The organism is Aquimarina sp. AU119 (assembly GCF_900312735.1).
Taxonomy (GTDB): domain Bacteria; phylum Bacteroidota; class Bacteroidia; order Flavobacteriales; family Flavobacteriaceae; genus Aquimarina; species Aquimarina algiphila.
In genome coordinates, this window is sequence record NZ_OMPF01000007.1 from 102,214 (window position 1) to 129,132 (window position 26,919).

Genomic DNA, 26,919 nt, shown 5'->3' on the forward strand with positions numbered 1-26,919 from the left:
GTTTTTCCCTTGCGCGCAGCTTGGGACATTTATCGTAAGATCTTCTTACTTAAAAGCTGTATCAAACTTTGATCTCAACCTCTACTCCACTTGGTAATTCTAGCTTCATCAACGCATCAATTGTTTTTGAAGACGAGCTATAAATATCCAAAAGTCTTTTATAAGAACTTAATTGAAATTGCTCTCTAGATTTCTTATTAACGTGCGGAGAACGTAATACTGTAAAAATCTTCTTATGTGTTGGCAATGGAATTGGCCCAGTTACTACAGCACCAGTACTCTTTACCGTCTTTACGATTTTCTCAGCAGACTTATCCACCAAATTATGATCGTAAGATTTTAGTTTTATTCTAATTTTTTGACTCATTTCTGTAATAATTAAGCGTTAACTCCTTTTGCAGCTGCGATTACTTCTTCTGAAATATTAGAAGGAGTTTCAGCATAGTGAGAAAATTCCATTGTAGACGTTGCTCTACCAGACGACAATGTTCTTAATGTTGTTACATACCCAAACATCTCTGAAAGCGGAACAGTAGCTTTTACAGTTTTTGCACCTGCACGATCTCCCATATCACTCACTTGCCCTCTACGGCGGTTAAGATCACCTACGATATCACCCATATTTTCTTCTGGAGTAATAACCTCTAACTTCATAATTGGCTCCATAATTACGGCTTTAGCAGCTTTCGCTGAATTTTTAAAACCTAATTTAGCAGCTAATTCGAAAGATAGCTGATCCGAATCCACATCGTGATAAGAACCATCCTTCAATGTTACTTTCATAGCATCCACTTCATATCCTGCCAACGGTCCATTCACCATTGCCATTTTGAATCCTTTTTCAATTGACGGTATAAATTCCTTAGGAACATTACCACCCTTAATCGTAGACTCAAACTGAAGTCCCACCTGACCTTCATCAGCTGGCTCAATAGTAAATACAATATCTGCAAACTTACCACGACCACCAGATTGTTTCTTATAAACTTCTCTGTGATCAGCTGCTGCTGTAATAGCCTCTTTATACTCTACTTGTGGCTGACCCTGGTTCACCTCCACTTTGAATTCACGTCTTAAACGATCAACAATAATATCTAAGTGAAGCTCACCCATTCCAGAAATAATAGTCTGACCAGAAGCTTCATCAGTTCTTACTGTAAATGTTGGATCTTCTTCAGCTAACTTAGCCAATGACAATCCTAATTTATCAACATCTGCCTTAGTCTTAGGCTCAACCGCGATACCGATTACAGGATCAGGAAAATCCATAGATTCTAAAACAATAGGATTTTTTTCATCAGACATAGTATCACCAGTCTTGATATCCTTAAACCCTACTGCAGCTCCAATGTCTCCTGCTTCTATATAATCTATTGCATTTTGTTTGTTAGAATGCATCTGATAAATACGAGAGATACGCTCTTTTTTACCTGAGCGATTATTCAAAATGTAAGAACCAGCATCTAAACGACCAGAATATGCTCTAAAGAATGCCAAACGACCAACAAAAGGATCAGTAGCAATTTTAAATGCAAGTGCCGAAAAAGGCTCTTTTACATCTGGTTTACGCAATTCTTCTTGATCTGTATTTGGATTCACCCCTACTATACCATCTTTATCCGTTGGAGAAGGCAAATAACGACATACCGCATCTAAAAGGAATTGTACTCCTTTATTCTTAAATGCAGATCCACAAATCATTGGAATGATACTCATATCCATTACAGCAGCACGAAGAGCAGCATGCACTTCATCTTCCGTAATAGAATCCTCATCTTCCATAAATTTTTCTAAAAGGTTTTCATCATAAGCAGCAACTTCTTCAATAAGCTTACCTCTTAATTCAGCAGCCTCAGCTTTTAATTCTTCAGGGATATCAATAACATCAAATGTAGACCCTTGCGTTTCATCATGCCAAACAATAGCACGGTTTTTAACCAAATCTACAATTCCCTTAAAATCAGCCTCATCACCAATATTCATTACAATCGGCACTGCATTAGACCCTAACATATCCTTAACTTGTTGACAAACTGCCATAAAGTTAGATCCTTGACGGTCCATTTTATTTACAAAACCTATACGAGGTACTTTATAATTATCAGCAAGTCTCCAGTTAGTTTCAGATTGCGGCTCAACACCATCAACCGCACTAAATAAGAATACTAATCCATCAAGAACACGAAGAGAACGGTTAACTTCGACCGTAAAATCAACGTGACCCGGAGTATCAATAATATTAAAGTGATAACCTTTAGTATCATCTATCGGCTGACCATTTTCTGTTGGAAACTTCCACTCACATGTAGTAGCAGCCGAAGTAATTGTAATACCTCTTTCCTGCTCTTGCTCCATCCAGTCCATCGTAGCAGCACCATCGTGCACTTCACCTATCTTATGACTTACACCCGTATAATAAAGAATACGCTCTGTAGTTGTAGTTTTTCCTGCGTCAATATGCGCAGCAATACCTATATTTCTTGTATATTTTAAATCTCTAGCCATTTCTTAATGATTAAAATCTAAAGTGTGAGAATGCTTTGTTTGCTTCAGCCATCTTATGAGTATCTACTCTTTTCTTAACCGCTGCTCCTTCTTCTTTTTCTGCTGCAATAATCTCTGCTGCTAGTTTCTGAGCCATAGATTTCTCGTTTCTTTTACGAGAAAACTGAATCAACCACTTCATAGCGGTAGATATTTTACGGTCTGGTCTGATTGGATTTGGAATCTGGAAAGTAGCTCCACCTACACGTCGACTTCTAACCTCCACATGTGGCATTACATTAGATAATGCATCTTTCCAAATCTCTAATGACGTTTTTTCGTCATTTTGTTTTTTCTCTTCTACAATGTCAATAGCATCATAGAAAATTTTAAAAGCAGTTGACTTTTTACCATCCCACATCATCATGTTTACAAAACGAGTCACTAATTGATCGTTAAAACGTGGATCTGGCAAAATTGGTCTTTTTTTAGCCTTTCTTTTTCTCATGTCTTCTTCTTAAAGTTTTTTAATTACTTCTTAGGGCGTTTTGCACCATACTTAGATCTACGTTGTGTTCTACCTTCAACACCTGCGGTGTCTAAAGCTCCACGAACAATATGATATCTAACTCCTGGTAAATCTTTTACCCTTCCACCTCTAACTAATACTATCGAGTGCTCCTGGAGATTGTGACCTTCACCACCGATGTATGCGTTTACTTCCTTACCATTTGTTAACCTAACACGAGCTACTTTACGCATAGCTGAATTTGGTTTTTTTGGTGTAGTAGTATAAACACGCGTACAAACACCGCGGCGTTGCGGGCACGAATCCAAAGCAGCCGATTTACTCTTCTTAGTTATTTTGGCTCTACCTTTTCTTACTAATTGTGAAATTGTTGGCATAATTTGCTTTACACTATATATTAAATAATTTTTATAATATTCCCTTTAAAAGGGCTGCAAAGGTAGAAATATTTTTCAGCAAATCAAATCCTAATTGATTAATTTTTATTCATTTAAATATATCACCCAAAACTTATCGAACAAAAACAATGAGATTATGATTATTTCCAAGCTTCAAAACTAATATTATCTAATCAAACAAAATCTTAAACACAACATTAAACTACAGACACATCATTATAGCCACTTAAGTCAACCTTATATTACATAAAACACAACACAATAACACATCAAACAAGACCTAACCACAACACACAAGCCCCTTTTTTAAGCATTAAAATCAAAGTAGAAAAAAGAAACAATCATTTTAAAGAAAAAAAGAAAATGATTATTAAATTATTATAATTTAACATTTAAAAATCTTAATAAAAGTTAAAATAATCAAAAATACACCTATTTAATGCTATTTTATTGTGAATTTTGAAATTGACCAATTTAAATAAATCACACACAATGAAATCATCAAGGAAGCAAATTCTAATGCTTTTTACAGCATTAGTCGTGCAATTTTCTTTTGCACAAGAAAAAACCATAACAGGTAAAATCACAGACGACATTGGCTCACCTTTACCAGGAGTAAACATTATTGTCAAAAACACGAACACTGGTACCCAATCAGATTTTGATGGAAACTACAACCTTCAAGCATCCCAGGGAGACATACTGGTCTTTAGTTATCTCGGCTTTACAAACAAAGAAGTAACCGTAGGAACCAGCGACACAGTTGATATTCAATTAGAATCTTCGGCCTCTCAATTAGAAGAAGTTATTGTCACAGCTCAAGGTATAAAACGAGAGAAACAAGCTCTTGGGTATGCTGTTGCAGAGGTTAAAAACGAACAATTAGAACAAAGAGCCGAAGGAGATATTGGTCGTGTCTTATTCGGAAAAGCCTCTGGAGTTAACATCACACAACAAAATGGTCTTTCTGGATCAGGAACCAATATTGTTATTAGAGGATTAAGTTCTTTTAGCGGAAGCAACCAACCATTATTTATTGTTGACGGAGTTCCTTTTAGTAGCGACACCAATTCACAAGGGTCAAATGACGGAAACAGTCAGAACGATTTTGTAGACGGAAACTCCGGTTCAAGTAGATTTTTAGACCTTGACCCTAACAGTATTGAAAGCGTTAATGTACTAAAAGGTCTTGCGGCCGCAACACTATATGGTACAGCAGGACGAAATGGAGTTATTCTAATCACCACAAAAAATGGATCTGCCGGAAATGCACTTAAAAAGAATGAAGTAACGATAACTTCATCATTATTTTTTAATGAAATCGCATCTCTCCCCGATTATCAAAATCAATATGGAAACGGTTTCGACCAAGCATTCGGATGGTTCTTTAGTAACTGGGGACCAAGTTTTGAAAGAGAAGGAGTTGCCGGATGGGGAAATGGTATTGACAGCGACCCCAATAGAGGTTTTAATGAAGATGGCACCTTAGCGCATCCATATAGTACAGCTGCTTCAGCTACAGGTATCCCAGCAGCATTTCCAGAATTTGCAGGAGCTCGTTATGAATGGAGACCATATGATAGCGTTGAAAATTTCTTCAAAACCGGAACTGTCGCTAATACAGCAATTAATTTTAGAGGCACATCAACAGATAACAAACTAAGCTACAATGCTAATTACAGTTATTTAGAAGATGAAGGTTTCACCCCAGGAAACACACTAAGAAGAAATACACTTGGATTTGGAGGAAAAGCCGTCCTGTCTAATAAATTTACAATCTCTAATACATTAAATTACTCTAAAACAGATTTCAGATCACCACCTGTCTCTGCAAGTAGAGGTAATGGATCATTCGGAACAGGCTCTTCAGTTTTTGGAGAATTATTCTTCACTCCAAGAAGTGTAGACTTAATTGGACTACCATCTGAGAATCCTCAAGATGGATCAAGCGTATATTATCGACAAAACAATAGCATACAACACCCTATCTGGACGGTTAACAATGCCCTAAACAGACAAACAACAAATAGAGTATTTGGTAACGGAACGTTACAATATGACTTTACCGACAATCTAAATCTAATCTATCGATTCGGAATTGACAACTACACTGAATCAAACATCAACCAACAAAACAAAGGAGGGGTTAGTGATGACGCCGCCTTACGAAGTGGAATTTACCAAACCTGGACCAACATTAATACCATCTTCGATCACAATATTATCATTAATGGAAATTTTGCATTAAACGACAACATTGGCATGACATTTAATGTAGGAGGAACCAGCAGAAGAGAAGTCTTCGAACGTAACGGTGTTGCGAGCAGCAGTCAAGTAGAATTTGACGTATTTAGACACGTTAACTTTCTCAACCAAGATGAGATTGAATTTAAACAAGAACGAAACATAGTCGGTTTATATGGTCAAGCTGATTTTGACTATAAAAAAATGCTCTATCTTGCTTTAGCAGGAAGAAATGATTGGGTTTCTAATTTGACCACAGAAAATAGATCTATTTTTTACCCTAGCGCAAGTGTATCCTTCTTACCAACTACCGCATTTAAAGGACTAAGGTCTGATAATGGAATAAATTATTTAAAGGTCAGAGCCGGATACGGTACATCCGCAAACTTCCCCACTGGCTTCCCTGTAGCAGTTACTTTGGATTTAGACACTCAAAACTTTCAGAATTCTGACAGCGGGAATGATATTGTAACCAACTCGATCCCTCCAAGAGAGGGGAATCCAAATTTAAAACCCGAAAGATTAAACGAAATAGAATTCGGTATAGAATCTAGGTTTTTCAAGAATCGCATTAACCTAAACGCTTCGTATTACAACAGAACAACCAAAGATCTTATTATAGACAGACCTTTAGATCCTTCTACTGGAGCCACCATAAGAAGTGAAAATATTGGGGAAATAAAAAGCGATGGATTTGAAGTAGATTTAGGTGTAGACATTGTTAAACAGGTCAATAATGGATTTACCTGGAACGCCAATATCAATTTTACAGCCAGTGAAACAACAGTTGAAGATCTTGGTGCAGATACAGATATCATAGTATATTCTGGATTTTCTAACTTAGGTAATGCCGCTATTGAAGGAGAACCACTTGGAGTAATTGTAGGAAGTCGAATTCAAAGAAACGATAATGGAGAATTTTTAGTAAATGATGCTGGTAACTATAGAGAGGAAGAAGGAACATTTGTAATAGGAGATCCTAACCCAGACTATTTGTTAAATGTAAATAATTCATTTTCCTTCAAAAACTTCAACTTAAGTTTCTTATTTACCTTTGTAAAAGGAGGAGACATTTACTCTAGAACCGTATCTACTTTATTAGGCAGAGGACTAACAACCGACACAGTAGATCGTGAAAACACATTTATTTTGCCAGGAGTTAGAGATGATGGCTCCCAAAACAATATCCAAATAAACAATTCCACTTTTTACTTTTCGAATGTATTGTTTGGCCCGGATGAATTGGGTGTGTTTGACGGAACCGTACTTAGACTACAAGAACTATCATTAGGATACACCATCCCAACCAAATTTTTAGATAAAACTCCTTTTGGAGCAGTAAGTATAAATCTTACCGGATATAATTTATGGTTCGACGCTTTTAACATACCTGATGGAACCAATTTTGACCCTAACGTTGCCGGACTTGGTGTTGGTAATGGTCGTGGATTTGATTTCTTAAACGGACCGAGTTCAAGAAGGTATGGTATGAGTATTAAAGCTTCTTTCTAATAAAAAAAACAATCATGAATATACTAAAATCAATATCATATAAAGTATCAGTAATTATCATTCTGATTATAGGAATGTTATTTACCGCCTGTGAAAGCACAGAGCTAGACCTTACTGAGAACCCTAATCTATTAGACCCTTCTCAATCCAACCCTGATCTATTTCTAAATTCAATTCAAGTAGATTTTGGAAAGGTCGTTGAACGCTTTGGCGCCATTGGTAGTCAGGTCACAAGAATAGACAACATGAACGGAAGAGACTACCAAAACGTATACTCCCCTTCAGATTTTAATGACTTATGGAGTGGATCATATCAATCTACCGGAGTATCATTTCCTGATCAAAATGGCCATAGTCAAAGATTTAATGGAATTCTAGCAGACGCAAGAGCACTTGAACCGATCGCTACTCAAAACAACTTATATCACCATTTGGCGATATCCCAAGTTATTGAAGCATATATTATCGTAACCTTAGTAGACTTTTTTGGCGATGTCCCTTATAGTGAAGCTCTTCAGGGAAGTACAAATCTAAATCCTAAAGTAGATGATGGGGCTTTAATATATGATGCTGCACTAAACTTATTAGACAATGCTATTTCAAATTTCAATAAAGACGTTACCGATGAACCCGATAACGACTTCTATTATAATGGTGATTGGAGAAAATGGATTACAGCAGCCAATACAATAAAAATGAAGATTTACCTTCAGAAAAGATTAGTTGACACTCAAGCTATTACAAACTTCAACAACATTATTAGTGATGGTGATTATATCCAAAGTGCTGATGAAGACTTTCAATTCTCTTGGGGGACAAACGAAATTCAACCTGACAATCGTCACCCTAGATACGCCAACAACTACGAAGGAGATGGTGCTGATGAATATATGTCAAACTGGTTAATGAACCTAATGTCCATTCCGAGCGACCCTAATGAAAATGACCCAAGAATAAGGTATTATTATTATAGACAAACAAATGTTGTTCCAGGAGCAGAAACAGCCCCAAACGAAGAAACACTAAGCTGTTCATTAGAAAGTGCTCCCCAGCATTACATTGATGGTGGATTTACGTTTTGTTATTTAAATAATGGGTATTGGGGACGTGATCATGGTGATGATGACGGAGTACCACCAGACGGTTTTTTAAGAACAAATTTTGGTGTCTATCCTGCAGCTGGTCGCTTCGACGATAGTAGCTTTAAAGGAACTCAACAAGGTGATGGAGGCCAAGGAGCAGGAATTACACCTATACTACTATCATCTTGGGTTGATTTTATGATAGCAGAAGTTGCCATGGAACAAATGAACACTTCTTCTGCAAGAACAGCTTTATCAAACGCTATAACAAAATCAATAAGCAAGGTAACTACATTCGGATCTTTAGACAGCTCTGCCAATCTAGTATTCGAACCCAATGCAACCGAAATCAATACCTTCATTAATAATCGCCTTGCAGATTTTGATGCAGCAGCAACACCAGTTGATAGATGGAATGTTATAGCAGAACAATATTGGATTGCTTTGTTTGGAAATGGAATAGATGCATACAACTTCTACAGAAGAACAGGATACCCTACAACCCTACAACCAAATGTAGAACCATTTCCTGCTACAGGTAATTTTATCAGATCATTTCCTTATCCGGCAGATTTAACAACCAACAATTCATCTGTAGACCCTAAACAAAATTTGGATCAAAAGGTTTTTTGGGACAACAATGACGATTCGCCATTATTTCCAATCGCTAACTAATTTTAATCTAATTAAAACTTAAAAGATTAAAACAAAACATATAGAAAAATGAAAAGAATAATCAAATATCTAAATATACTGTTCCTTACAGGCTTAATCCTTGGGTGCGGCAGTGATGACAAAACTGTGGACGTAATACTTGACAGCGTTACAAGCGGTGGAGTATTAAGAACAATTGACATTGACAACAACCTTATCTATAATGACTTATTACTAGAATTTGACGAAGGAGCCAATTACACACTCACTTTAGAAGAACAAGACAATCAAAATGGTGAGTTGCTAGACCAAATTGAAATCTATGCTCGATTTGTTGAAAATACACGGATCGACACTAACATGGATGGAGTAATAGACGACGACGACGATGACTTATCAACAGAAGAAGGACTCATAAGAACATTAACAGCTTCTGATTTCCAACCTGGAGAAAGAGGAGTGCCTATTTCTGTAATTACCTTTACTGCAGATGAATTTTTAACATTTACAGGAGTAGATGAAAGCAAACTTCAAGGAAAGGATGATTTTGCAATTAGATTTGTACTTAAACTTAAAGATGGAAGGACATTTTCTGTTGATGACGCCAATGGGAATGTATCGGGAGGTTCATACTTCTCTTCACCATACACTTACAGAACAACAATAGGATGTACTATCACAGAGACTCTTGCAGGTACATATACTTATAATGTAACCTCTTTGATTCCTGCACCAGGCGGAAGGAGTCAATGTAACAGCATGTCGCTTCCTAGTGGAGAAGTTACCTGGACAGAAGATGAAGATAGAGGCGAATATAGTACCACTGATTTAAGTTTTGGGCAATTTGATAATTGTTATACGGGAACATTTAACACAATTAACTTCTCAAAAGGGACAATTATTTGGGATTGCACTAAACTTGTGGCTGATGGAGAAATCATAGTAGAAGAAGACACTAGTGATGAAGAAGAATTCACCTATACCTATAAAATAACACAGATAATGGGAACCGATATTACCATAGACTTCAGCAACTCTGCAGGAGATAGAGGAACAGTTGTTTTGACCCGTCCAGATAGTAAAACATGGCCTGTGCTTTTTAAGGCTGAAGACGACTAATATCCATAAAAAAACCATTAGAATACATTTTTTCTTATAAAAAGAGGAGGTTTTCAATTGAAAATCTCCTCTTTTTATAACTTGACACAAGACCAACAAAACAAATACAACTCAACATTTAACAACTCCTTAAGAAGTTGTTCATTATCTGACACTTAAACAAATTAAAAAACACAAAAAACTTCACAACCACTGTATAACTTACCTACAACAACATCTAATAATTTGGATATATCCAAATAGCTGCAATTTAAATTTTAATAACAAAAAGTTGTTTTATAAAGATATTATTATGATTTTTGGAACTGGCTAATTCAAATAAATTGTAAAATGAGAACAAAGTTTAGTGGAATTTTAACGCTATTACTAGCGTTTGTTGTGCAATTCACTTTTGCACAAGAAAAAACAATTTCAGGAACTGTAACCGATGATAAAGGGTTACCTCTTCCTGGGGTTAATGTTGTTGTAAAAAATACAGCAAGCGGTACGCAAACTGATTTTGATGGTAATTATACCCTTCAAGCGAATCGGGGCGCAGTACTTTCTTTTAGTTATGTCGGTTTTGACACTAAAGAAGTTGTAATCGGGGATGGTGACTCCATCAATATTCAATTATCAGCTTCTGCTTCAGAATTGGAAGAAGTTGTTGTAACTGCACAAGGTATTAAGGCAAAACCAAGATCCTTGAGTTATGCAATTGCAACAGTCGCAGATGATGAAATTGAAAACACAGGTGAGGTTAACTTAGTAAGTTCCTTAACAGCAAAAGCTCCTGGGGTTTCGGTTGTAACGTCTTCAGGTTCTGTTGGTGCATCCGCTAACATTAGAATTCGTGGTAATACTTCTATTTCAAGAAGTAACTCTCCTTTATTTATTGTTGATGGTGTGCCTATTGATAATACAAGTACAGGAAATGCTACTAACGGAGTTGACATCTCGAACAGAGCAATCGATATCAATCAAAACGATATTGAAAGTATTTCAATTCTTAAAGGTATTGCAGCACAAACATTATACGGTTTAAGAGCCGCTAACGGGGTTGTATTAATTACTACGAAAAAAGGTAAAATTGGTGCTCCTACTGTTTCTGTAAGCTCAACTGTTCAAATTAGTGAAATTACTCAAACACCAGATTTACAAAGACAATTTGCTCAAGGTAGACCAGTAGGTGGAGTTCCTACTTACAGAGGACCTGAAACACAAGAAGGTTTTAGCTGGGGTCCAGCTATCTCTGGTCTTGAGTACGACGGAGACACTTCTTACCCATACCACAGATTCGGAAGATTAGTTCCAGCTGGAACAGGGAATGGGAGAGCTGCTGAATCTTATGATCATGTAGATGACTTCTTTGTTAATGGTTTATTAACAGATCTTAACGTATCTGTAAGAGGTGGTACTGAAACTGTAAGATATTATTTATCTGCTGGTAAATTAGATCAAACAGGTGTTGCTCCAACTGAAAACTTTGACAAAAGATCTTTCAGAGCAGATATTACTGCTGATCTTTCTGAAAAATTCGAAATCTCTGCAAGTGGTTCATTCGTAAACTCAGGTGGACGAAGAGTACAAAGAGGATCTAACATCTCTGGTATTATGCTAGGTTTGTTAAGAACAACTCCAACTTTTGATAATGGTAACGGATTAACAGGTAGAGATGCTGCAGAAACTAATTCTGTATTCCAATTGCCTGACGGTACTCAAAGAAGTTATAGAGCTGGTGTATATGATAACCCGTTCTGGACTGTTGCAAAAAACCCATCTAGTGATGATGTAAACAGATTTACAGGAAGATTATCTTTTGAGTACAGACCTATGGATTGGTTAACATTACAAGGAAGATATTCGTATGACAGATATAGTGATGTTAGAAAAGCATCTCAAGATATCAACTCAGCTGCAAATCCTGGAGGTAGAGTATTTGATGATAATATTTTTAATGAAGATATTACAGCTAATTTCTTAGCCTTATTTAATAAAGACATTTCTGAGAACATTACCTTTAATGGTATTTTAGGTTATGAAAACTACCAAAGTGATTTCTTAAGAAGAAGTGTACAAGCTGATGGTTTAACTATACCTGGATTCTTTGATGTTTCAAACTCTTCAACTCAGGTTAATACAAATTCAGTATTTAAGAAAAAGACAGATGCAATTTTTGCCGACGCTAAGTTTGGAATCAAAGACATGATCTTTATTAATGGTTCTGTTAGAAATGACTGGTCTTCTACTTTACCAGAAGACAATAACGATTTCTTATCTTATAGTACGGGTTTAAGTTTTGTATTTAGTGAACTTATCGAAAGTGACGTATTTACTTATGGTAAATTAAGAGCATCTTACGGTAGAACTGGTAATGATGCACCAATATATGCTACGCAAACTTTCTATCAAGGTGGTGTTGCTGGTGGTGACGGTTTTATTAACCCTGGAAATCAATTTCCTTTATTTGGAGCTGTTGCTTTAGAAAGAAGTGGACAATCTGGAAGTCAGCAAATTGAGCCAGAAGAAACTACTGAATTAGAATTCGGTGGAGAGCTAAAATTCTTCAACAATAGAATTGGTTTAGATATTACTTATTACGATAAAGAAACTACCGGGCAGATATTTGCTGTTGATGTAGCTCCTTCTACTGGTTTTAATGGTCGTAATGCTAATGTAGGTAAGATTGAAAATAACGGTTTTGAAATTGGTGCTAACTTTACACCTGTTCGTACAGATGATTTCTCTTGGGATGTTAATGTAAACTGGACTGCTTATGATTCTGAAGTTATTGAATTAGCTCCTGGAGTTGAATCATTTACTTTAGCTGGATTTACTTCAGTTTCTTCTAGAGTACTTCCTGGAGAGTCTTATGGAGCAATATTTGGAGACAGATTCCTAAGAGATGATAGTGGTAATGTATTAATTGACGATACTGGTTTCCCAATTGTTGACCCTACATCTGGTGTAATTGGAGATCCAATACCAGATTGGCAAATGGGTATTAAAAATACTGTTTCTTATAAAAACCTTTCTTTATCGTTCTTATTTGATATAAGAGAGGGTGGTGATGTATGGTGTGGTACTTGTGGTATCATTGATTACTTCGGAGTTGGTCAAACTACAGCAGATCAAAGAGGAATTACAGATTTCGTATTTGAAGGAGTTGTACAATCTACAGGTCAACCAAATACTCAGCAAGTTGCTCTAGCTGATCCTGCCGGAGGTTTAGGTGCTAACAGATGGGTTAGATATGGTTTTGGAGGAGTTGGAGAAGATAGTGTATATGATGCATCTTGGGTTCGTCTAAGAGAAGCTTCTATAAGCTATAACTTAGGAGAGAAGTTATTAAATGGTACTCCTATTACTTCTGGTTCTATTACTTTCTCTGGAAGAAACCTATGGTTAGATACTGATTACCCTGGTATCGATCCTGAAACTAACCTAACTGGAGATTCTAATGGTATTGGTCTGGAATATTTTAACCAACCAAATACTAGAAGTTATGCCGTTTCACTTAAACTTAATTTCTAAAAAAAGTAAAAATGAAAAGAATATATAAAATCAATAAGGTTTTTATTTTCATGATGGCATTAGCTTTAACGCTTACATCATGTGAATATGGTACTACAAACGAAGACCCTACCCGTCCAGGTGGTGATATTATTCCTATAAATGCGGTTATGCCAATTATGCAAACGCAATCACATAGAAATATTACAGCAGGACTAGGTCGTCTATCAGGAATTGTAATGCAACAATGGATAGGTTTTGATGCACAACAGGTAGCTTATACCAGTTATGTAATTGGTGAAACTGATACTGATAACTTTTGGGATACTGGTATCTATACAGGTTCTATGAGAGATTGTGTTGACATCATTAATAGAAGTACTGATACTGAAGGAGTAAATAGTAGAGGTGTTGCAAAAATATATCTTGCGGCTAACTTAGGTATGACTACAAACTCTTGGGGTGATGTGCCTTTCTCTGAAGCTTTTGTTGGAGAAGAAAACCTAAACCCTGCATATGATACTCAAGAGTCTATATATGCTGAAATATTCAGATTATTAAATGAAGCAGAAGCAGATTTATTAGCTACTGATGATCTTGGTTCAATTCAAGGAAGTTTAGTGACTCTTAGTAATGCTGGTTGGATAAAAGTGGCAAACGCTTTAAAAGCTCGTTACTATATCCAATTAACAAAAAGAGATCCAAATGCAGCAAATAGCGCACTTACTGCGATTGCAAATGCGATGGATAGCAATGCTGATCAAGCTCAATTTAACTTTGAGAATACTCAAAATGGTGGTAATGCTTTAGGACTTTTTGGACAAGGAAGACCAAATACTATGATCATTGATCCACAATTTGATGCATTGATGACTGGTGATCCAAGAAAACCAATATACATAGATAATTCTGGTGCAAATCCATTATTCTATGTAGATGGTGGTACAGATTTATTCTGGTCAAGATTTGATGCTCCAGGTTTATTAATGACTTATGCCGAGCAGAAATTTATTGAAGCAGAAGCTTTAGAAAGAACTGGTGGAGATGGTACTGCTGCCTTAGTTGCTGCTGTGACTGCTAATATGGAATTCATCGGTGTTGCCGCTGGAGATATTACGACATATACTGCTGGTTTAGCATTAGGAGGAACTCTTGAAGCTGATATCGAAGCTATTATTGCTGAAAAATATAAAGCTTTATATGGCAACACACCTATTGAAGTTTGGAATGACTATAAAAGAACAGGATATCCTGCTTTGACACCAAATGCAAATGGATCAAATGGATTTAACCCGTCAGGTGTAATCCCAAGACGTTGGTTGTATCCAATTTCTGAAAGGGTATCTAACCCTGGTCCTTATCAGGAAGCTATTTCTAGACAAGGAAGTCATTTATTAGATGGTGCAACTTGGGCTTTTGATTAATAAAAGTCAGACTATTAAAAATTTAAAAGAGGTTATCTTGTGGATAACCTCTTTTTTTATATATAATATTCAAAACTAATTTCTATTATATATATCTTTGATCCATATGAAAGATGAATCTCTTATTTTTGGCACTAGAGCCATTATAGAAGCAATAACTGCCAATAAAAGCATTGACAAACTATTTATTCAAAAAGGGTTGCAGGGCGAACTATCTAGAGAGCTCATGAGTTTGGTAAAAAAAAATAACATCACTTTTACCTATGTTCCTGTAGAAAAATTAAACAGGCTGACAAGAAACAATCACCAAGGTGTTGTAGCTTACATCTCCCCTATTGATTTTTATGATCTTGAAAACCTTGTAATGAATGTAATAGAATCAGGAAAAACACCTTTGTTTTTAATTCTGGATCAACTCTCTGATGTTCGTAATTTTGGTGCTATTATTAGAACAGCAGAATGCACAGGAGTCGATGGTATCATCATACAGAAAAAAGGGGGAGCTCCTGTGAATGCAGACACCATTAAAACTTCTGCTGGTGCCGTTTTTAAAATCCCAATTTGTAAAGTAGATCATATCAAAGATGCTATGTTTTATTTACAAGGATCTGGCATACAAGTAGTGGCTGCTACAGAAAAAGCAGAGTCTACTATTTATGACACAAATTTAACTATTCCTTCTGCAATTATTATGGGAAGTGAAGGAAAAGGCATATCTCCTTCAGTATTAAAATTAGTGGACCAAAGTGCAAAATTACCAATGTATGGTGACATTGCATCTTTAAACGTTTCTGTTGCTTGCGGTGTAATTCTGTACGAAGCCATTAGACAGCGCTTATAACAACTAGTCCATCATTCTACGTCTGGCGTTGGTGGTTTATTATCTCCTTCGGTTCTGGTTTTGTACTCATAAATTATTTCCACACTTTCTTCTGCATCTTCTTGTTCTATATTTTCTATAAAATTACCATGCTCATCAAAATGCCTTAGAAATTCATCTTCCTCAGGATTATAATCTTCAGATTCCCAAGTATACAATTGTTTTTTCACTACCCCTCTTTTTACAAAAAAACCTAATATAGCACCAGATATAATACCAGATAAATGGCCTTCCCATGAAATTTTGGGATCAATTGGCAACACATACATTACCATACTACCATAAATAAAAACAACAATAAAGGACAAAGCTATTAATCTAAAATGCTTTGCAATAATTCCCTTAAAGAATAAAAACCCAAAAAGCATATAAATTACTCCGCTTGCTCCAATATGATTTGCTGGCCTGCCCAATAACCATGTAAGAAAGCCTGTTAGGAACACTCCTACAAACAATACTTTCCAGGCGTTATTTTGATAAAAAAAGAACAATGCTGCTGACAATATCATTAACGGCAATGTATTATGCCATAAATGAGTAAGATCTGAATGAATAAAAGGAGAGAATATAATACCTCGCAACCCAACAACCGTTCTTGGATAAACTCCAAAATCATTAAAATTAATCCCTGATCTAACTTCAATCCAAAACACAATCCAGATTAGCAATACGAATAATAAAGGATACCCTATCACCCCGGTATTAAATCTAAAATGATCACTTTCTTCATTCATAACATCTATAATATATCAAAAAAAATTCCAAAACATCAAGTTCGGTTAAAATGGCAGTATTTTTAAACTTTAGTCTTACATCCTTAAACATATTAACTCATTTGTCTGTTGATTTATTTTCTATTTAGATTGATGGAAGCTTCGTAACTTTGTACGTATGGATATAAACAAACCTTTGGCAGAACGTATACGTCCCAAATCATTAGAAGAATACCTTAGTCAGGAACATCTAATTGGCAATGATGGGTCGTTGACTCAACAGATCAAAAAAGGACTCATTCCTTCCCTTATACTCTGGGGTCCTCCTGGAGTAGGGAAAACAACTTTGGCTAATATCATTGCAAATGAATCAGGAAGGCCTTTCTACACACTAAGTGCAATAAATAGCGGTGTAAAAGAAGTAAGAGAAGTCATTGACAAAGCAAAAAACAGTGGAGGGTTATTTACTGCCAAAAACCCTATTTTATTTATTGATGAGATTCACCGTTTTAGCAAATCTCAACAAGATTCTTTATTAGGAGCAGTAGAAAAAGGGTGGATTACTCTTATAGGTGCTACAACAGAAAACCCAAGTTTTGAGGTAATACCTGCACTCCTATCACGCTGTCAGGTATACACTCTTAATCCATTTGGGAGAGAAGAATTAGAAGCTTTGTTAAAAAGGGCAATGCGCGAGGATGAGTTTCTTAAACCTAAAAACATCAACCTTAAAGAAACGGATTCCTTACTTAGGCTAAGTGGCGGCGATGCTCGTAAACTACTTAACATCTTCGAGTTGATAATCTCAAGTCAGGATCAAGATAAAATTACAATTACGAATGATCTTGTATCAAAACTAGTTCAGCAAAACACAGTTAGATATGACAAGACTGGAGAACAGCATTATGATATTATTTCAGCATTTATCAAATCTGTTCGCGGTAGTGACCCTAATGCTTCTGTTTATTGGCTTGCGCGAATGATTGAAGGAGGAGAAGACCTTAAATTTATCGCTAGAAGGATGATTATATTAGCTTCTGAAGATATTGGAAATGCTAATCCTACAGCTTTAATCATGGCAAACAATACCTTTCAGGCAGTGAACACTATTGGATACCCAGAAGCCCGAATAATACTAAGTCAATGCGCTGTGTATTTAGCATCTTCTCCAAAAAGCAATGCTTCTTATATGGCTATTAATAAAGCACAGCAATTAGTAAAACAAACAGGAGATCTTTCTGTTCCTTTACATATACGAAACGCTCCTACTAAGCTCATGAAAGAATTAGGTTATGGAGAAGATTACAAATATGCACACGAGCATGAGAATAACTTTGTTAAACAAGAATTTTTACCAAAAGAAATTACAAATACCAAATTATATAATCCAGGAGATAACCAGCGAGAAAATGGTTTTAGAACATTTCTAAAAACAAGATGGGGAGATAAGTACAAATACTAGTTATTGAACCATAAAATACATCAAAACTACCTCTTGATCATAAATAGATTATTGCCTTGCAAAGGTATCAGTGATCAATTTATTCGTAACGGGGTTGATGCGTTCCAAAATGAAATTACCATATGCATCAAAATATCCATTTCCGCTTAAATCTCCCGCTTTCACGATATACGTTTTTCCATTTGTGGATTTAAAAAGTTTCCCTATAGCAACTTTCTCATCTTTTTGGAATAATTCAAATCCATATTCTTGCTTCTTAAAAACAAAACCTGTATCATTAAATAAATAAGTAATTTCTTCCTTTGAAACAGGAGCACTAGCTATTACTTCCTCTACCCTAGGCTCTTCTTTCTTTACTACTTCTTCTTTCGTAGGTGCATTTTCATTTTGGGCTACAATTTCTTCTTTATAACCACTATACGTATAATTTAGAGCCTCTACATCTTTAAATGCATCTCTTAAGGCTAATTGATACGCTTTTTTAAAATCTTTCTCCCTAGTGCTTCCTTCTGAAGATGAAAACACCACCTTACCACTACAATCTGTTAATTCAATAGTAAGCCTTGTAACAAAAACACCGTTTCTCTTTTTAACATCAGCTCTTAATGAAGAACAACCATTCCTTCTAAGTTCATCAGGCAAATTATCACTCTGTAAAAAGGCTTTAAACCCATATTTATTAAATAAAAACTTCGTGAGCGAATTAAGTTGATATGTATCATTACCCTTTAGAAAACCATAACTTTCAGGAACAATTATATACTTATAATCATTAATATTTTTTTGAGCATTACTGCTGAGCGTAAAAATTAAAACAAGCCCTAAAAACAAAGTACGTAACATATGTATCACATTATAATATTAAACCCCAGTTGCAAAGAAGCACCTCTTGCTTTTGCAAGATTAGTATATTCTAGTAAATTATTAGCCGAAATATAAAAATTAATTTTATCAATATGGGTAGATAATAGAAATCCTATGTTATTATATGAATAATCATCAATCGTGTATGTTAGTTTTGTTCTTAAAAAACTAAAGAAACGCTTGTAATAAAACAATGAAGCTGCGTATTGCGGTCTCTTGGGCCTAAACTGACTAAACAACTGTATTCCAAAAGCATCCAGATAAGGAGGTTGCTCTCCTTCGAGATAACAATTACATGTTCCATCATCATATTTATTAAAAGAATATTTAACTGATCCATTAAATTTTAGTGGTCGCATCGTCACATACGTTGTACTTAATGTATCCAAAGGAATAGCTTCTTCTAGTTCATCCAAAAAGTTTTCAGGATTTTGACCAGAGAATTGAATTGGAGTTTCAAAACCTTCAAACACATAATTACCCCGTGCGCGATAGGTTTCTACATCCTTATTATACACAATGACTCCTAAATCGTTCACACTACCTGTAATTGCAAGTTGTTCATTTATTTTATGAGTAAATCCTAAATCAATGCCAAGCCCTAAATTTCCTCCCAAAAGAGCTCTGCCAATCAACTTATTTGCAATTTCTTTCCCTTCCAAATCCTTAAGACCTCTATACCCAGATGTTCTAAGTGTGACATCTGCATTACTTATTACATGCTGGTAGATATTACTTCCTTGCGGCGTTTCTAACGTTGTAAAAGTTCCTTTGTTTTTGGCACTTCTAGCATGAAATATACTAGAATAAAGTTTTGCTCTTGCCCCAAAAGTCATGCTTTTATTGACTTTTTTAGTATATCCAAAATGATATACAGCAAGTAGCTCTGCAGAACCACTTATAGTAGAAAAACGAAATGACTGATTAAGGAAATCCTGATTACCTTGGTAAGCCAAAACAGCAAAATCTTTGGGAAAATACCCGATAACATCTAATTCTTGATAAATCCCTCCAGAAAAATAGATTTTCTCATTTTTTTTACTCTTCCAACCAAAACTTACAATTTCTAATTGTTGAGTAGCAGTTAGATAGTCTTTACTTGTCAATGTATTAAGTGTAGTTTCTATTTTATCATTAATATCCCTACCATCATCTGCAAAAACGTCATAAAGCGAAGCCCCTTTTAGCCCAGCATTGACATGAATTTGAGATAAAAAAGGTACTCCAAGATGATAATTAAACCTCACATCTGCTCCTGGGTTAAGCAACAAGGATTGAGGAAGATCTGTAAAATCATATAAAGTCTCTTTATTTTGAGAATACCCAAAAAGACTTAACAAGCTTATAGCAAATAATAGGATAGCTCTCATAAGTCGTAATTAAAGAAATAAGTCCCCTTAGACCTCAATTCGAGAATTCCACGCAAAGAGCTATTTAAATTCTGAACACGTATTGCAGAAATTAGTTTTGCCGTAGTTGCCAATATATTAATCGTAGCATTATCTAACGTAATTATCTGTGTAGTTACAATTGGTGTTGTACCTTCGCCGTTACCGGCATTGGCTGTAATGGTATAAGAAGGTCCTATTAAGACGTCATTATCATCCAGAAACCCAAGAGTAAATTCAAAATCCCTCTCAATTGTATTCCTGAATTCGAAAGTTAATTCTACCCGTTCCAGATTATCAACTATAAAATCAGTGCTTAGAAGATCATAATTTAATGTATCCCTAACAATAACTTCGGGCACTATAATACTTGGATCAATACCTGGATCTATAAATCGATCGGTGTCAAATCTAGAATACACAAAATCTACTTCAAAAACTGGAGTCAACACCACATCCTCTGCTTGATCAAAATCCACATCTTTTACACAAGAAGTCATGCAAGCAATCAAGCATATAATGTATAGCAATACATAGTTTTTTTTAGTCTTCATTCTGGGGCGTGTTCTTTTTTTTTTATAATTAGTTAAAATACAAATACTTACACTAAAGATAGTTTTTAATTTCTTTCAATTCAGAAACTTGAATATTCTGAAAAGGCAACTCTTCTTTGTGATAATTAAAACAGATGGTATCTAGACCCACTGCTTCAGCTCCTTTAATATCAGCTTCATAATTATCCCCTATCATAATACTGTTATCAAATTTTGCACCAGATTTCTGTATTGCTTGTTCAAAAATAAATGGATTTGGTTTTTTCACTCCTGTTTCCTCACTATTAGTAATTGTATTAAAATAATGACGTATACCCGAATTTAACAACTTCTGGTTTTGCACCTCTTCAAACCCATTGGTGATAATATGTAATTCATATTTTGGGTTTAAATATTCTAATAAATCTTGAGTACCATCGATCAAATAATTATGAAGCGGTAAGAAATTTATATAATCTTCAGATATATCATCAATTACTCCTATAGAAAAATTCTTCTCAAAGCACATAAAAGCTTCTATAAGTCTTGCTCTGCGTAACTCCTCTTTATTTACTCTTTCTTCCCTATACAATTTCCAATATTTCATATTTATTGGCTGATACGTCTTTAAAAAAATATTGATATCAATATCAATATCAAACTTCTCAAAAATCAGTTTAAACGCTAATAACGAATTCCTATCAAAGTCCCAAAGCGTATGATCCAGATCAAAAAAGATATGTTCTATTTTATTTTTCATCCTCTATATTCCAAATAAATTCTAAAATTGATTTCCAAAAAGGTTGTTGCTCAAGGTCACTAAGAGATACATTACTAAAAATCGGAATAAAAACTCCATTTACCTTTTTAACTTTTTCTATATAATCTATAATTTCTTTTTTAGCAGATAACGAATCACTGACATCATTTTTAGTCCCTAAATTCACATAGCAAAAGGAGTTTACTATTAAAGGAGTTTGTACTTCATAATCCAAATCATAAAACATAAATGGAGAACATGTTCCTGCACGAAATCCTGAATACTTAGAATACCCCATTGAATAATCCTCACCGACTTCTAATTCAATAAAATTACGATATGCTTCTGGTAATTTTATTTTAAAAAAAGAACACATTGTATACCGTAATCTCCTGTTTAAAATCGTTTCTATACGTAATTTTTCCTTTTTTAAAACCAATAAATCACAAACAGCCTCATAAGATGCTTTAAGACCTACATCCATATAATCAGCTATATGTTTAATAACGGTTTGATGTTGTGGCCTATTGTAGCCAACATTTTTTTCGTAATTAGAATAATCTCCTAATCCAAATAATACTTTAGCTTTTCTCCTTTTGTTTTTCTGAAGCTTTATTATAAAATCAAATGTATTATAAGGATCCTTTTTAAGGCCAATCAGCACTTTTATTCTATCCCCTAACTTGTCAAGTCTTAATCTCCATAAATCTCTTAAACCTCCACCTACAGATCGTAGAATACCCTTGTTTTTGTATACAAACGTTTGATGTACAGAAATGACTGGTATAATTGTAAATTTCTTTTCTTGAAACATAATATCGGGATATTTTTCAAGAAGTACTTCTTTAAATTTGTAAGACCAAATATCTACAACAGGATCGTGTAAGAAATCATGAGTATATGCAATGCTCTCTGTTGCTGGAAAACGTCCCATAGCATCCTTTACATGAGGCAGATATTCTTCATATCGAGTTAGCAAATAAAAAGTAGCAGCAAAAATATCAAATGGTAAAGCTGAGTCTTTATGTTTTACTTCAAAAAAACATTTTGTTTCTTCCCAATCAAAAACCTGTATATCAAGATCGTTTAAACCATGTTCAAAGAGTAAATCTGCACTTTGAAAATACAACTCCTTACCTAAAGGCTGTTTTCCATATGACAGTTTAGGACCTTCATGCGCTATAAAAGTTTCTATTTTGGAAGTCAAATCAACATTAAGTCCCAAAATTCGCTTGCAAATTTGTTTAAAGGTATAGGATACTCTAGGAGTAATTTTCTGTACGTGAATTAGTAACATATATTTTTTATAGAATGTTCTATTTTAATGTTCCAAACTTTTTAATATTCTTAAAAGTAAGTTTTTATTTTTCAAACTATTCTATACCTACAACAAACAGGTCCAGAAATACCCTACTTTTTATTTAATTAAAATAACACAATTATAATATTAACTCATCTGCAAAACTAAAATAACGATCTTCTGTAACAACAATATGATCTAATAATTTAATATCCAATGTTGAACCAGCTGCTTTTAATTTCTGCGTTAAGTTTTTATCAGATTGACTGGGCCGTAAAGAACCACTTGGATGGTTATGCCCAATTATTAAGCTAGTAGCTCCATATTCTAAGGCTAGTTTAAAAACAATACGTGCATCCACCAAGGTTCCTGTTTTTCCTCCTACACTAATTTGTTTTTTACGAATTACATCATTTGCATTATTTAAAAATAACACCCAAAATTCTTCGTGCTCAAGATCACCAATAATAGGTTGAAATAGATGAAAAGCATCTCTACTAGACGTGATTTTTGAAACTTTAGAAACACTTTCATCTTTTCTTCTTCTACCCAGTTCTAACCCAGCAACAATAGTTATTGCTTTTGCCTCACCAATTCCCTTAAAGCTCATCAGCTGTTTTAAAGACAATTTACCTAAAGCATTTATCTCATGATTTACACTAGCCAAAATGCGTTTACTTAATCCCACTGCACTCTCTTCTCGATTGCCCGAACCTATTAATATAGCCACAAGTTCTGCATCTGTTAATACATTCTTCCCTTTAGCGATTAATTTCTCTCTTGGACGATCATTTTCACTCCACTCCTTGATAGAAAATGAAGCATTTAATTTACTCATGTCATCAATTTAATAGTTAAAAAAAGTAGGACTATCTGTCCAAAAATATAAACTATTTATCTCAAACACAATGTATTATTGAAGAATAAATATGATAAAAACCAAGTGGTATTTTTAACAATTCTTTAGAAATTCACCCCATTTATTTGTTTGAAAATGAAAGTTTTACTATATTTGGGCACCCTTAATTGAAAAATGAACATTTTAACAACTTCAAATTAACCTATTTATGAAGAATATTTTTACTTTCGTTTTACTTCTTGCAACATTGAGTTTTTACGGGCAGGATAAGAAGATTTCGTTTCTTAATTTAGTAGGAAATAACATACAAGTGCCTAATGGTTGCCAAGCTCAATCAGAGTATGAATTGCAAGCTTGTAATGGAACATCCATAAAGTGGGATTATTATACTGATGATATGTTATCTGCAGTTTTTGATGCTACGATAAGTGCTTTTGCTGAAAGTAATGGTTCTAAAAGTGAAGTAACTTTTACTTCTTTTGGATCTCAGTTAAAAGGATATAAGTTTAAAATGGGAACTACGTTTCAGTACTTTCTATATGGTACTATTAAAGATCAACCTTTAATGATCAATTTGGGTACTCCAAAAGACATTGCAACCAATGATGATTTAGATGGTTTCTTAAGTCTTTTCTTTGATGAAGTAAGTTAAAAAACATATATATACATATTTTAACAAAGGCTAATCGTAACGATTAGCCTTTGTTTTTTTTAAATATATTATTTTTGAGTATGATCATTTTAAAAATTAAGTCCTATGAAATCTTTGTTTGAAGAATCTACTCAACATGAAATTGAAAATCGCATTCATCAATTATCTGTATCGAGTAGACCAGTTTGGGGGAAAATGAATATTTCACAGATGTTTCATCATTGTCAATTTCCTTTAAAAATTGCATTAAGAAAAGAACATCCAGAGCTTAAGCCCAACCTGTTTGCAAAATTGTTCTTCAAGAAATCAATGTACAATGATAAGCCTTGGAGGAAAAATTTGCCTACACATTCTAAACTCAAAGTTATTGAACAAAAGAATTTTGAAAAAGAAAAAGAAATACTCTTAAGCTTAGTAACCGAGTTTTCTAATCAAAAAGATAAAAAAGAATGGGATCCGCATCCCATGTTTGGAAATTTCACAAACGAACAATGGGGAAAAATGCAATACAAACACCTTGATCATCATCTTCAACAATTTAATGTATAATTACTGTGTATCCACCAAAACATCACCAAGAGTATAATATTGAAAATATTAAAAAAGTAGCCTTAGAGTATCCTTTTGCAACTTTAGTTTCTGCTAAAGAAAAAACACCTTTTGTGACACATGTTCCTTTAGTGTTCCACAATGATAAACTTGTAGGTCACATTGATAAAAATAACCCTCATGTAGAATTATTAAAAGACAATTATCCTGTCACTGCTATTTTTCAGGGACCTCAAACATATATTTCTCCCTCAATCTATACCACCAAATCATTACCGACATGGAACTACATCATTGCTCATGCCAGAGGAATTGTAAAAGAGATTAAAGACTCTGATATTATTAAAAGATCCATAGTGACAATGACCGAATACCTAGAAGCTCCGAATCATAGATTTGTTTTGGATCACAATGACGAAAGGATGGATCGTCTTATTAACTATATTCACGGTTTTGAAATTGACATACAACATTGGGAAGGGAAATTTAAATTGAGTCAGGATAAAGTTCCTGCAGATATAGAAAATGCAAAACAAGAATTAATCAAAAACAATCAAAACAATATTGAAGACTTTGTGAATCAATTATTTAAAAATCACTTCTAGTCTTCAACAAGTTGTTTTACCTCATCAAAATCTAACCCTCCATAGTTACCGCTACTCATTAATAATAATGCAGAATTGGTAAAATCTTTTTGTTTCAAATAATGTTGAAATTGTTCTGGATCGGTATAAATAACCAAATCATTACGATTAAAGGCTTGAGCTATTTGAGATTCTGAAACTTCATCTAATTGCTTGATTTTTACCGCATGTGGAGAGTAAAAGACCACAGCTTCATCAGCCGAATTTAAAGCACCTTCATACTCTTTTAAAAACTCTGCGTTTAAACTACTATACGTATGTAATTCTAAACAAGCGATCACTTTTCTATTTTGATATTGCTCTTTTACAGCTTTGGTAGTAGCACTTACTTTAGACGGGCTATGTGCAAAATCTTTATATGCGACCGCATTAGAACTTTCTGCAATTTTTTCTAATCGTTTTGAAGCTCCTTTAAAAGAAGCAATAGCTTCATAAAAATCATCTTCATCAATTCCCATATGCTGGCATATCCATTTGGCTCCAGCTAGATTACTTAAATTATGTCCTCCAAAAATTTCAATTGGCATTTCTCCTTCTGGAGTATCTAATAAAGTGTCCCCATCTTCTACTCTATACATTGGTGTAGTATATGGAAATTTACGGATTGGATTTTCTGTTAACTCGGCTAGTTTTTTTACTTCAACATCTTCTTCATTATATACTAATGCTCCTCCATTAACAATAGAGTTCATAAAAACTTTAAACTGATCAACGTAATTATCAAAAGTCGGGAATACGTTAATATGATCCCATGCAATACCACTCACTAAAGCAATATTAGGTTGGTACAAATGAAATTTTGGTCTACGATCAATCGGTGATGACAGGTATTCATCTCCTTCTAAAACTATAAAATCATTCTCATCGGTAAGGTGAACCATAGTATCAAAACCTTCTAATTGTGCTCCTACCATATAATCAACTTCTTTTTCATGATAATGCAATACATGTAAAATCATGGAGGTGATAGTTGTTTTTCCATGTGATCCTCCTATGACCACACGAGTTTTATTTTTTGATTGTTCGTATAAAAATTCTGGATATGAATAGATTTTTAGTCCTAATTCTTGTGCTTTAAGAAGCTCTGCATTATCACCCCTGGCATGCATCCCTAAAATAATTGCATCAAGATCAGAACTGATTTTCTCTGGAAACCAGCCAAATTCAGCAGGAAGTAAACCATACCGATCTAATCTCGATTTTGATGGTTCAAAAATAGTATCATCACTTCCTGTTACCTGATATCCTTTCTGATGCAAAGCAATGGCTAGGTTATGCATGGCACTTCCTCCTATTGCAATAAAATGTACTCGCATAATTAACTCTTAAATCTAAGGGTAAAGATACAATTAACAACGAGCTTATAAAATAATGAAG

22 protein-coding genes are annotated in these 26,919 nt (G+C 34.5%); 10 read left to right on the plus strand and 12 right to left on the minus strand.

All coding sequences use genetic code 11. From position 1 onward, the window contains the following. Nucleotides 1-61: 61 nt before the first annotated feature. Genes rpsJ through rpsL form a run of 4 tightly spaced genes read right to left on the minus strand, consistent with a single transcriptional unit; the run spans nucleotide 62 to nucleotide 3,390 of the window. Nucleotides 62-367 carry a 30S ribosomal protein S10 gene (rpsJ, locus tag DK442_RS07195; protein WP_010181931.1) on the minus strand — a complete coding sequence of 102 codons (306 nt, stop codon included), beginning with the start codon at nucleotides 365-367 and terminating at the stop codon, nucleotides 62-64. An 11-nt stretch (nucleotides 368-378) separates the two neighbouring features. Further along, a complete protein-coding gene (fusA, locus tag DK442_RS07200; RefSeq protein WP_109435182.1) occupies nucleotides 379-2,505 on the minus strand; it encodes an elongation factor G in 2,127 nt (708 codons plus the stop codon). A 10-nt stretch (nucleotides 2,506-2,515) separates the two neighbouring features. After that, nucleotides 2,516-2,992, minus strand: coding sequence for a 30S ribosomal protein S7 (rpsG, locus tag DK442_RS07205; RefSeq protein ID WP_024770882.1), 477 nt, complete (start codon nucleotides 2,990-2,992; stop codon nucleotides 2,516-2,518). A 23-nt stretch (nucleotides 2,993-3,015) separates the two neighbouring features. Continuing rightward, nucleotides 3,016-3,390, minus strand: coding sequence for a 30S ribosomal protein S12 (gene rpsL / locus DK442_RS07210; protein ID WP_024770883.1), 375 nt, complete (start codon nucleotides 3,388-3,390; stop codon nucleotides 3,016-3,018). Between the two features lie 513 nt (nucleotides 3,391-3,903). On the opposite strand from rpsL, the gene DK442_RS07215 reads away from it, so the two are divergent. The 6 genes from DK442_RS07215 to rlmB all read left to right on the plus strand — a co-directional run bounded on the left by DK442_RS07215 (nucleotide 3,904) and on the right by rlmB (nucleotide 15,779). Further along, complete coding sequence (locus DK442_RS07215; RefSeq protein WP_109435183.1) at nucleotides 3,904-7,167, plus strand: SusC/RagA family TonB-linked outer membrane protein; 3,264 nt, start codon at nucleotides 3,904-3,906, stop codon at nucleotides 7,165-7,167. Between the two features lie 14 nt (nucleotides 7,168-7,181). Beyond that, nucleotides 7,182-8,924, plus strand: a complete 1,743-nt coding sequence (locus DK442_RS07220) for a SusD/RagB family nutrient-binding outer membrane lipoprotein (protein WP_109435184.1) — start codon at nucleotides 7,182-7,184, stop codon at nucleotides 8,922-8,924. Between the two features lie 48 nt (nucleotides 8,925-8,972). Then, the gene (locus DK442_RS07225; RefSeq protein WP_160114079.1) at nucleotides 8,973-10,022 is read left to right on the plus strand and encodes a hypothetical protein; all 1,050 of its coding nucleotides are present in this window, start codon (nucleotides 8,973-8,975) and stop codon (nucleotides 10,020-10,022) included. Between the two features lie 330 nt (nucleotides 10,023-10,352). Then, a complete protein-coding gene (locus DK442_RS07230) occupies nucleotides 10,353-13,535 on the plus strand; it encodes a SusC/RagA family TonB-linked outer membrane protein (protein WP_109435186.1) in 3,183 nt (1,060 codons plus the stop codon). 11 nt (nucleotides 13,536-13,546) lie between these two features. Then, nucleotides 13,547-14,938 (plus strand): SusD/RagB family nutrient-binding outer membrane lipoprotein, encoded by a 1,392-nt coding sequence (locus tag DK442_RS07235; protein WP_235010918.1) that lies wholly within the window; start codon nucleotides 13,547-13,549, stop codon nucleotides 14,936-14,938. 106 nt (nucleotides 14,939-15,044) lie between these two features. Then, nucleotides 15,045-15,779 (plus strand): 23S rRNA (guanosine(2251)-2'-O)-methyltransferase RlmB, encoded by a 735-nt coding sequence (rlmB, locus tag DK442_RS07240; RefSeq protein ID WP_109435187.1) that lies wholly within the window; start codon nucleotides 15,045-15,047, stop codon nucleotides 15,777-15,779. An 11-nt stretch (nucleotides 15,780-15,790) separates the two neighbouring features. Here rlmB and DK442_RS07245 read toward each other — a convergent pair whose 3' ends face one another. Continuing rightward, nucleotides 15,791-16,552, minus strand: a complete 762-nt coding sequence (locus DK442_RS07245) for a rhomboid family intramembrane serine protease (protein WP_109435188.1) — start codon at nucleotides 16,550-16,552, stop codon at nucleotides 15,791-15,793. A 163-nt stretch (nucleotides 16,553-16,715) separates the two neighbouring features. Between DK442_RS07245 and DK442_RS07250 the strand changes: the two genes are divergently transcribed. Next, complete coding sequence (locus tag DK442_RS07250; protein WP_109435261.1) at nucleotides 16,716-17,993, plus strand: replication-associated recombination protein A; 1,278 nt, start codon at nucleotides 16,716-16,718, stop codon at nucleotides 17,991-17,993. 48 nt (nucleotides 17,994-18,041) lie between these two features. On the opposite strand, the gene DK442_RS07255 is transcribed toward DK442_RS07250, so the two are convergent. The 6 genes from DK442_RS07255 to radC form a co-directional block, all read right to left on the minus strand. After that, nucleotides 18,042-18,836, minus strand: a complete 795-nt coding sequence (locus tag DK442_RS07255) for a hypothetical protein (protein WP_109435189.1) — start codon at nucleotides 18,834-18,836, stop codon at nucleotides 18,042-18,044. A 5-nt stretch (nucleotides 18,837-18,841) separates the two neighbouring features. After that, nucleotides 18,842-20,227: a DUF5723 family protein gene (locus DK442_RS07260; RefSeq protein WP_109435190.1), complete on the minus strand. Its 1,386-nt coding sequence runs from the start codon at nucleotides 20,225-20,227 to the stop codon at nucleotides 18,842-18,844. Further along, entirely contained in the window at nucleotides 20,224-20,799 is a 576-nt protein-coding gene (locus tag DK442_RS07265; RefSeq protein ID WP_160114080.1) for a hypothetical protein, read from the minus strand. Before DK442_RS07265 ends, DK442_RS07260 begins: the two co-directional genes overlap by 4 nt. A 52-nt stretch (nucleotides 20,800-20,851) precedes the next feature. Then, nucleotides 20,852-21,538, minus strand: coding sequence for a YjjG family noncanonical pyrimidine nucleotidase (locus tag DK442_RS07270; protein ID WP_109435192.1), 687 nt, complete (start codon nucleotides 21,536-21,538; stop codon nucleotides 20,852-20,854). After that, nucleotides 21,528-22,835, minus strand: coding sequence for a polysaccharide deacetylase family protein (locus DK442_RS07275; protein WP_109435193.1), 1,308 nt, complete (start codon nucleotides 22,833-22,835; stop codon nucleotides 21,528-21,530). The genes DK442_RS07270 and DK442_RS07275 overlap by 11 nt, the downstream gene beginning before the upstream one ends. Nucleotides 22,836-22,977: 142 nt before the next feature. Continuing rightward, the gene (radC, locus tag DK442_RS07280) at nucleotides 22,978-23,676 is read right to left on the minus strand and encodes a DNA repair protein RadC (protein ID WP_109435194.1); all 699 of its coding nucleotides are present in this window, start codon (nucleotides 23,674-23,676) and stop codon (nucleotides 22,978-22,980) included. 229 nt (nucleotides 23,677-23,905) lie between these two features. Here radC and DK442_RS07285 point away from each other — a divergent pair, with 229 nt between their 5' ends. The 3 genes from DK442_RS07285 (at nucleotide 23,906) to DK442_RS07295 (ending at nucleotide 25,503) form a co-directional block, all read left to right on the plus strand. Further along, complete coding sequence (locus DK442_RS07285) at nucleotides 23,906-24,349, plus strand: hypothetical protein (protein WP_109435195.1); 444 nt, start codon at nucleotides 23,906-23,908, stop codon at nucleotides 24,347-24,349. 105 nt (nucleotides 24,350-24,454) lie between these two features. Further along, nucleotides 24,455-24,898 carry a DUF1569 domain-containing protein gene (locus DK442_RS07290; RefSeq protein ID WP_109435196.1) on the plus strand — a complete coding sequence of 148 codons (444 nt, stop codon included), beginning with the start codon at nucleotides 24,455-24,457 and terminating at the stop codon, nucleotides 24,896-24,898. A gap of 5 nt (nucleotides 24,899-24,903) precedes the next feature. Continuing rightward, a complete protein-coding gene (locus DK442_RS07295; protein WP_109435197.1) occupies nucleotides 24,904-25,503 on the plus strand; it encodes an FMN-binding negative transcriptional regulator in 600 nt (199 codons plus the stop codon). On the opposite strand, the gene murC is transcribed toward DK442_RS07295, so the two are convergent. Further along, nucleotides 25,500-26,858: a UDP-N-acetylmuramate--L-alanine ligase gene (gene murC, locus DK442_RS07300; RefSeq protein WP_109435198.1), complete on the minus strand. Its 1,359-nt coding sequence runs from the start codon at nucleotides 26,856-26,858 to the stop codon at nucleotides 25,500-25,502. The genes DK442_RS07295 and murC overlap by 4 nt on opposite strands. Nucleotides 26,859-26,919: the final 61 nt, after the last annotated feature.

Bases quoted from the DNA above. Each gene is read 5' to 3' on its own strand.
- rpsJ (WP_010181931.1), bottom strand. From the start codon at position 367: ATGAGTCAAAAAATTAGAATAAAACTAAAATCTTACGATCATAATTTG.
- fusA (WP_109435182.1), bottom strand. From the start codon at position 2,505: ATGGCTAGAGATTTAAAATATACAAGAAATATAGGTATTGCTGCGCAT.
- rpsG (WP_024770882.1), bottom strand. From the start codon at position 2,992: ATGAGAAAAAGAAAGGCTAAAAAAAGACCAATTTTGCCAGATCCACGT.
- rpsL (WP_024770883.1), bottom strand. From the start codon at position 3,390: ATGCCAACAATTTCACAATTAGTAAGAAAAGGTAGAGCCAAAATAACT.
- DK442_RS07215 (WP_109435183.1), top strand. From the start codon at position 3,904: ATGAAATCATCAAGGAAGCAAATTCTAATGCTTTTTACAGCATTAGTC.
- DK442_RS07220 (WP_109435184.1), top strand. From the start codon at position 7,182: ATGAATATACTAAAATCAATATCATATAAAGTATCAGTAATTATCATT.
- DK442_RS07225 (WP_160114079.1), top strand. From the start codon at position 8,973: ATGAAAAGAATAATCAAATATCTAAATATACTGTTCCTTACAGGCTTA.
- DK442_RS07230 (WP_109435186.1), top strand. From the start codon at position 10,353: ATGAGAACAAAGTTTAGTGGAATTTTAACGCTATTACTAGCGTTTGTT.
- DK442_RS07235 (WP_235010918.1), top strand. From the start codon at position 13,547: ATGAAAAGAATATATAAAATCAATAAGGTTTTTATTTTCATGATGGCA.
- rlmB (WP_109435187.1), top strand. From the start codon at position 15,045: ATGAAAGATGAATCTCTTATTTTTGGCACTAGAGCCATTATAGAAGCA.
- DK442_RS07245 (WP_109435188.1), bottom strand. From the start codon at position 16,552: ATGAATGAAGAAAGTGATCATTTTAGATTTAATACCGGGGTGATAGGG.
- DK442_RS07255 (WP_109435189.1), bottom strand. From the start codon at position 18,836: ATGTTACGTACTTTGTTTTTAGGGCTTGTTTTAATTTTTACGCTCAGC.
- DK442_RS07260 (WP_109435190.1), bottom strand. From the start codon at position 20,227: ATGAGAGCTATCCTATTATTTGCTATAAGCTTGTTAAGTCTTTTTGGG.
- DK442_RS07265 (WP_160114080.1), bottom strand. From the start codon at position 20,799: ATGAAGACTAAAAAAAACTATGTATTGCTATACATTATATGCTTGATT.
- DK442_RS07270 (WP_109435192.1), bottom strand. From the start codon at position 21,538: ATGAAAAATAAAATAGAACATATCTTTTTTGATCTGGATCATACGCTT.
- DK442_RS07275 (WP_109435193.1), bottom strand. From the start codon at position 22,835: ATGTTACTAATTCACGTACAGAAAATTACTCCTAGAGTATCCTATACC.
- radC (WP_109435194.1), bottom strand. From the start codon at position 23,676: ATGAGTAAATTAAATGCTTCATTTTCTATCAAGGAGTGGAGTGAAAAT.
- DK442_RS07285 (WP_109435195.1), top strand. From the start codon at position 23,906: ATGAAGAATATTTTTACTTTCGTTTTACTTCTTGCAACATTGAGTTTT.
- DK442_RS07290 (WP_109435196.1), top strand. From the start codon at position 24,455: ATGAAATCTTTGTTTGAAGAATCTACTCAACATGAAATTGAAAATCGC.
- murC (WP_109435198.1), bottom strand. From the start codon at position 26,858: ATGCGAGTACATTTTATTGCAATAGGAGGAAGTGCCATGCATAACCTA.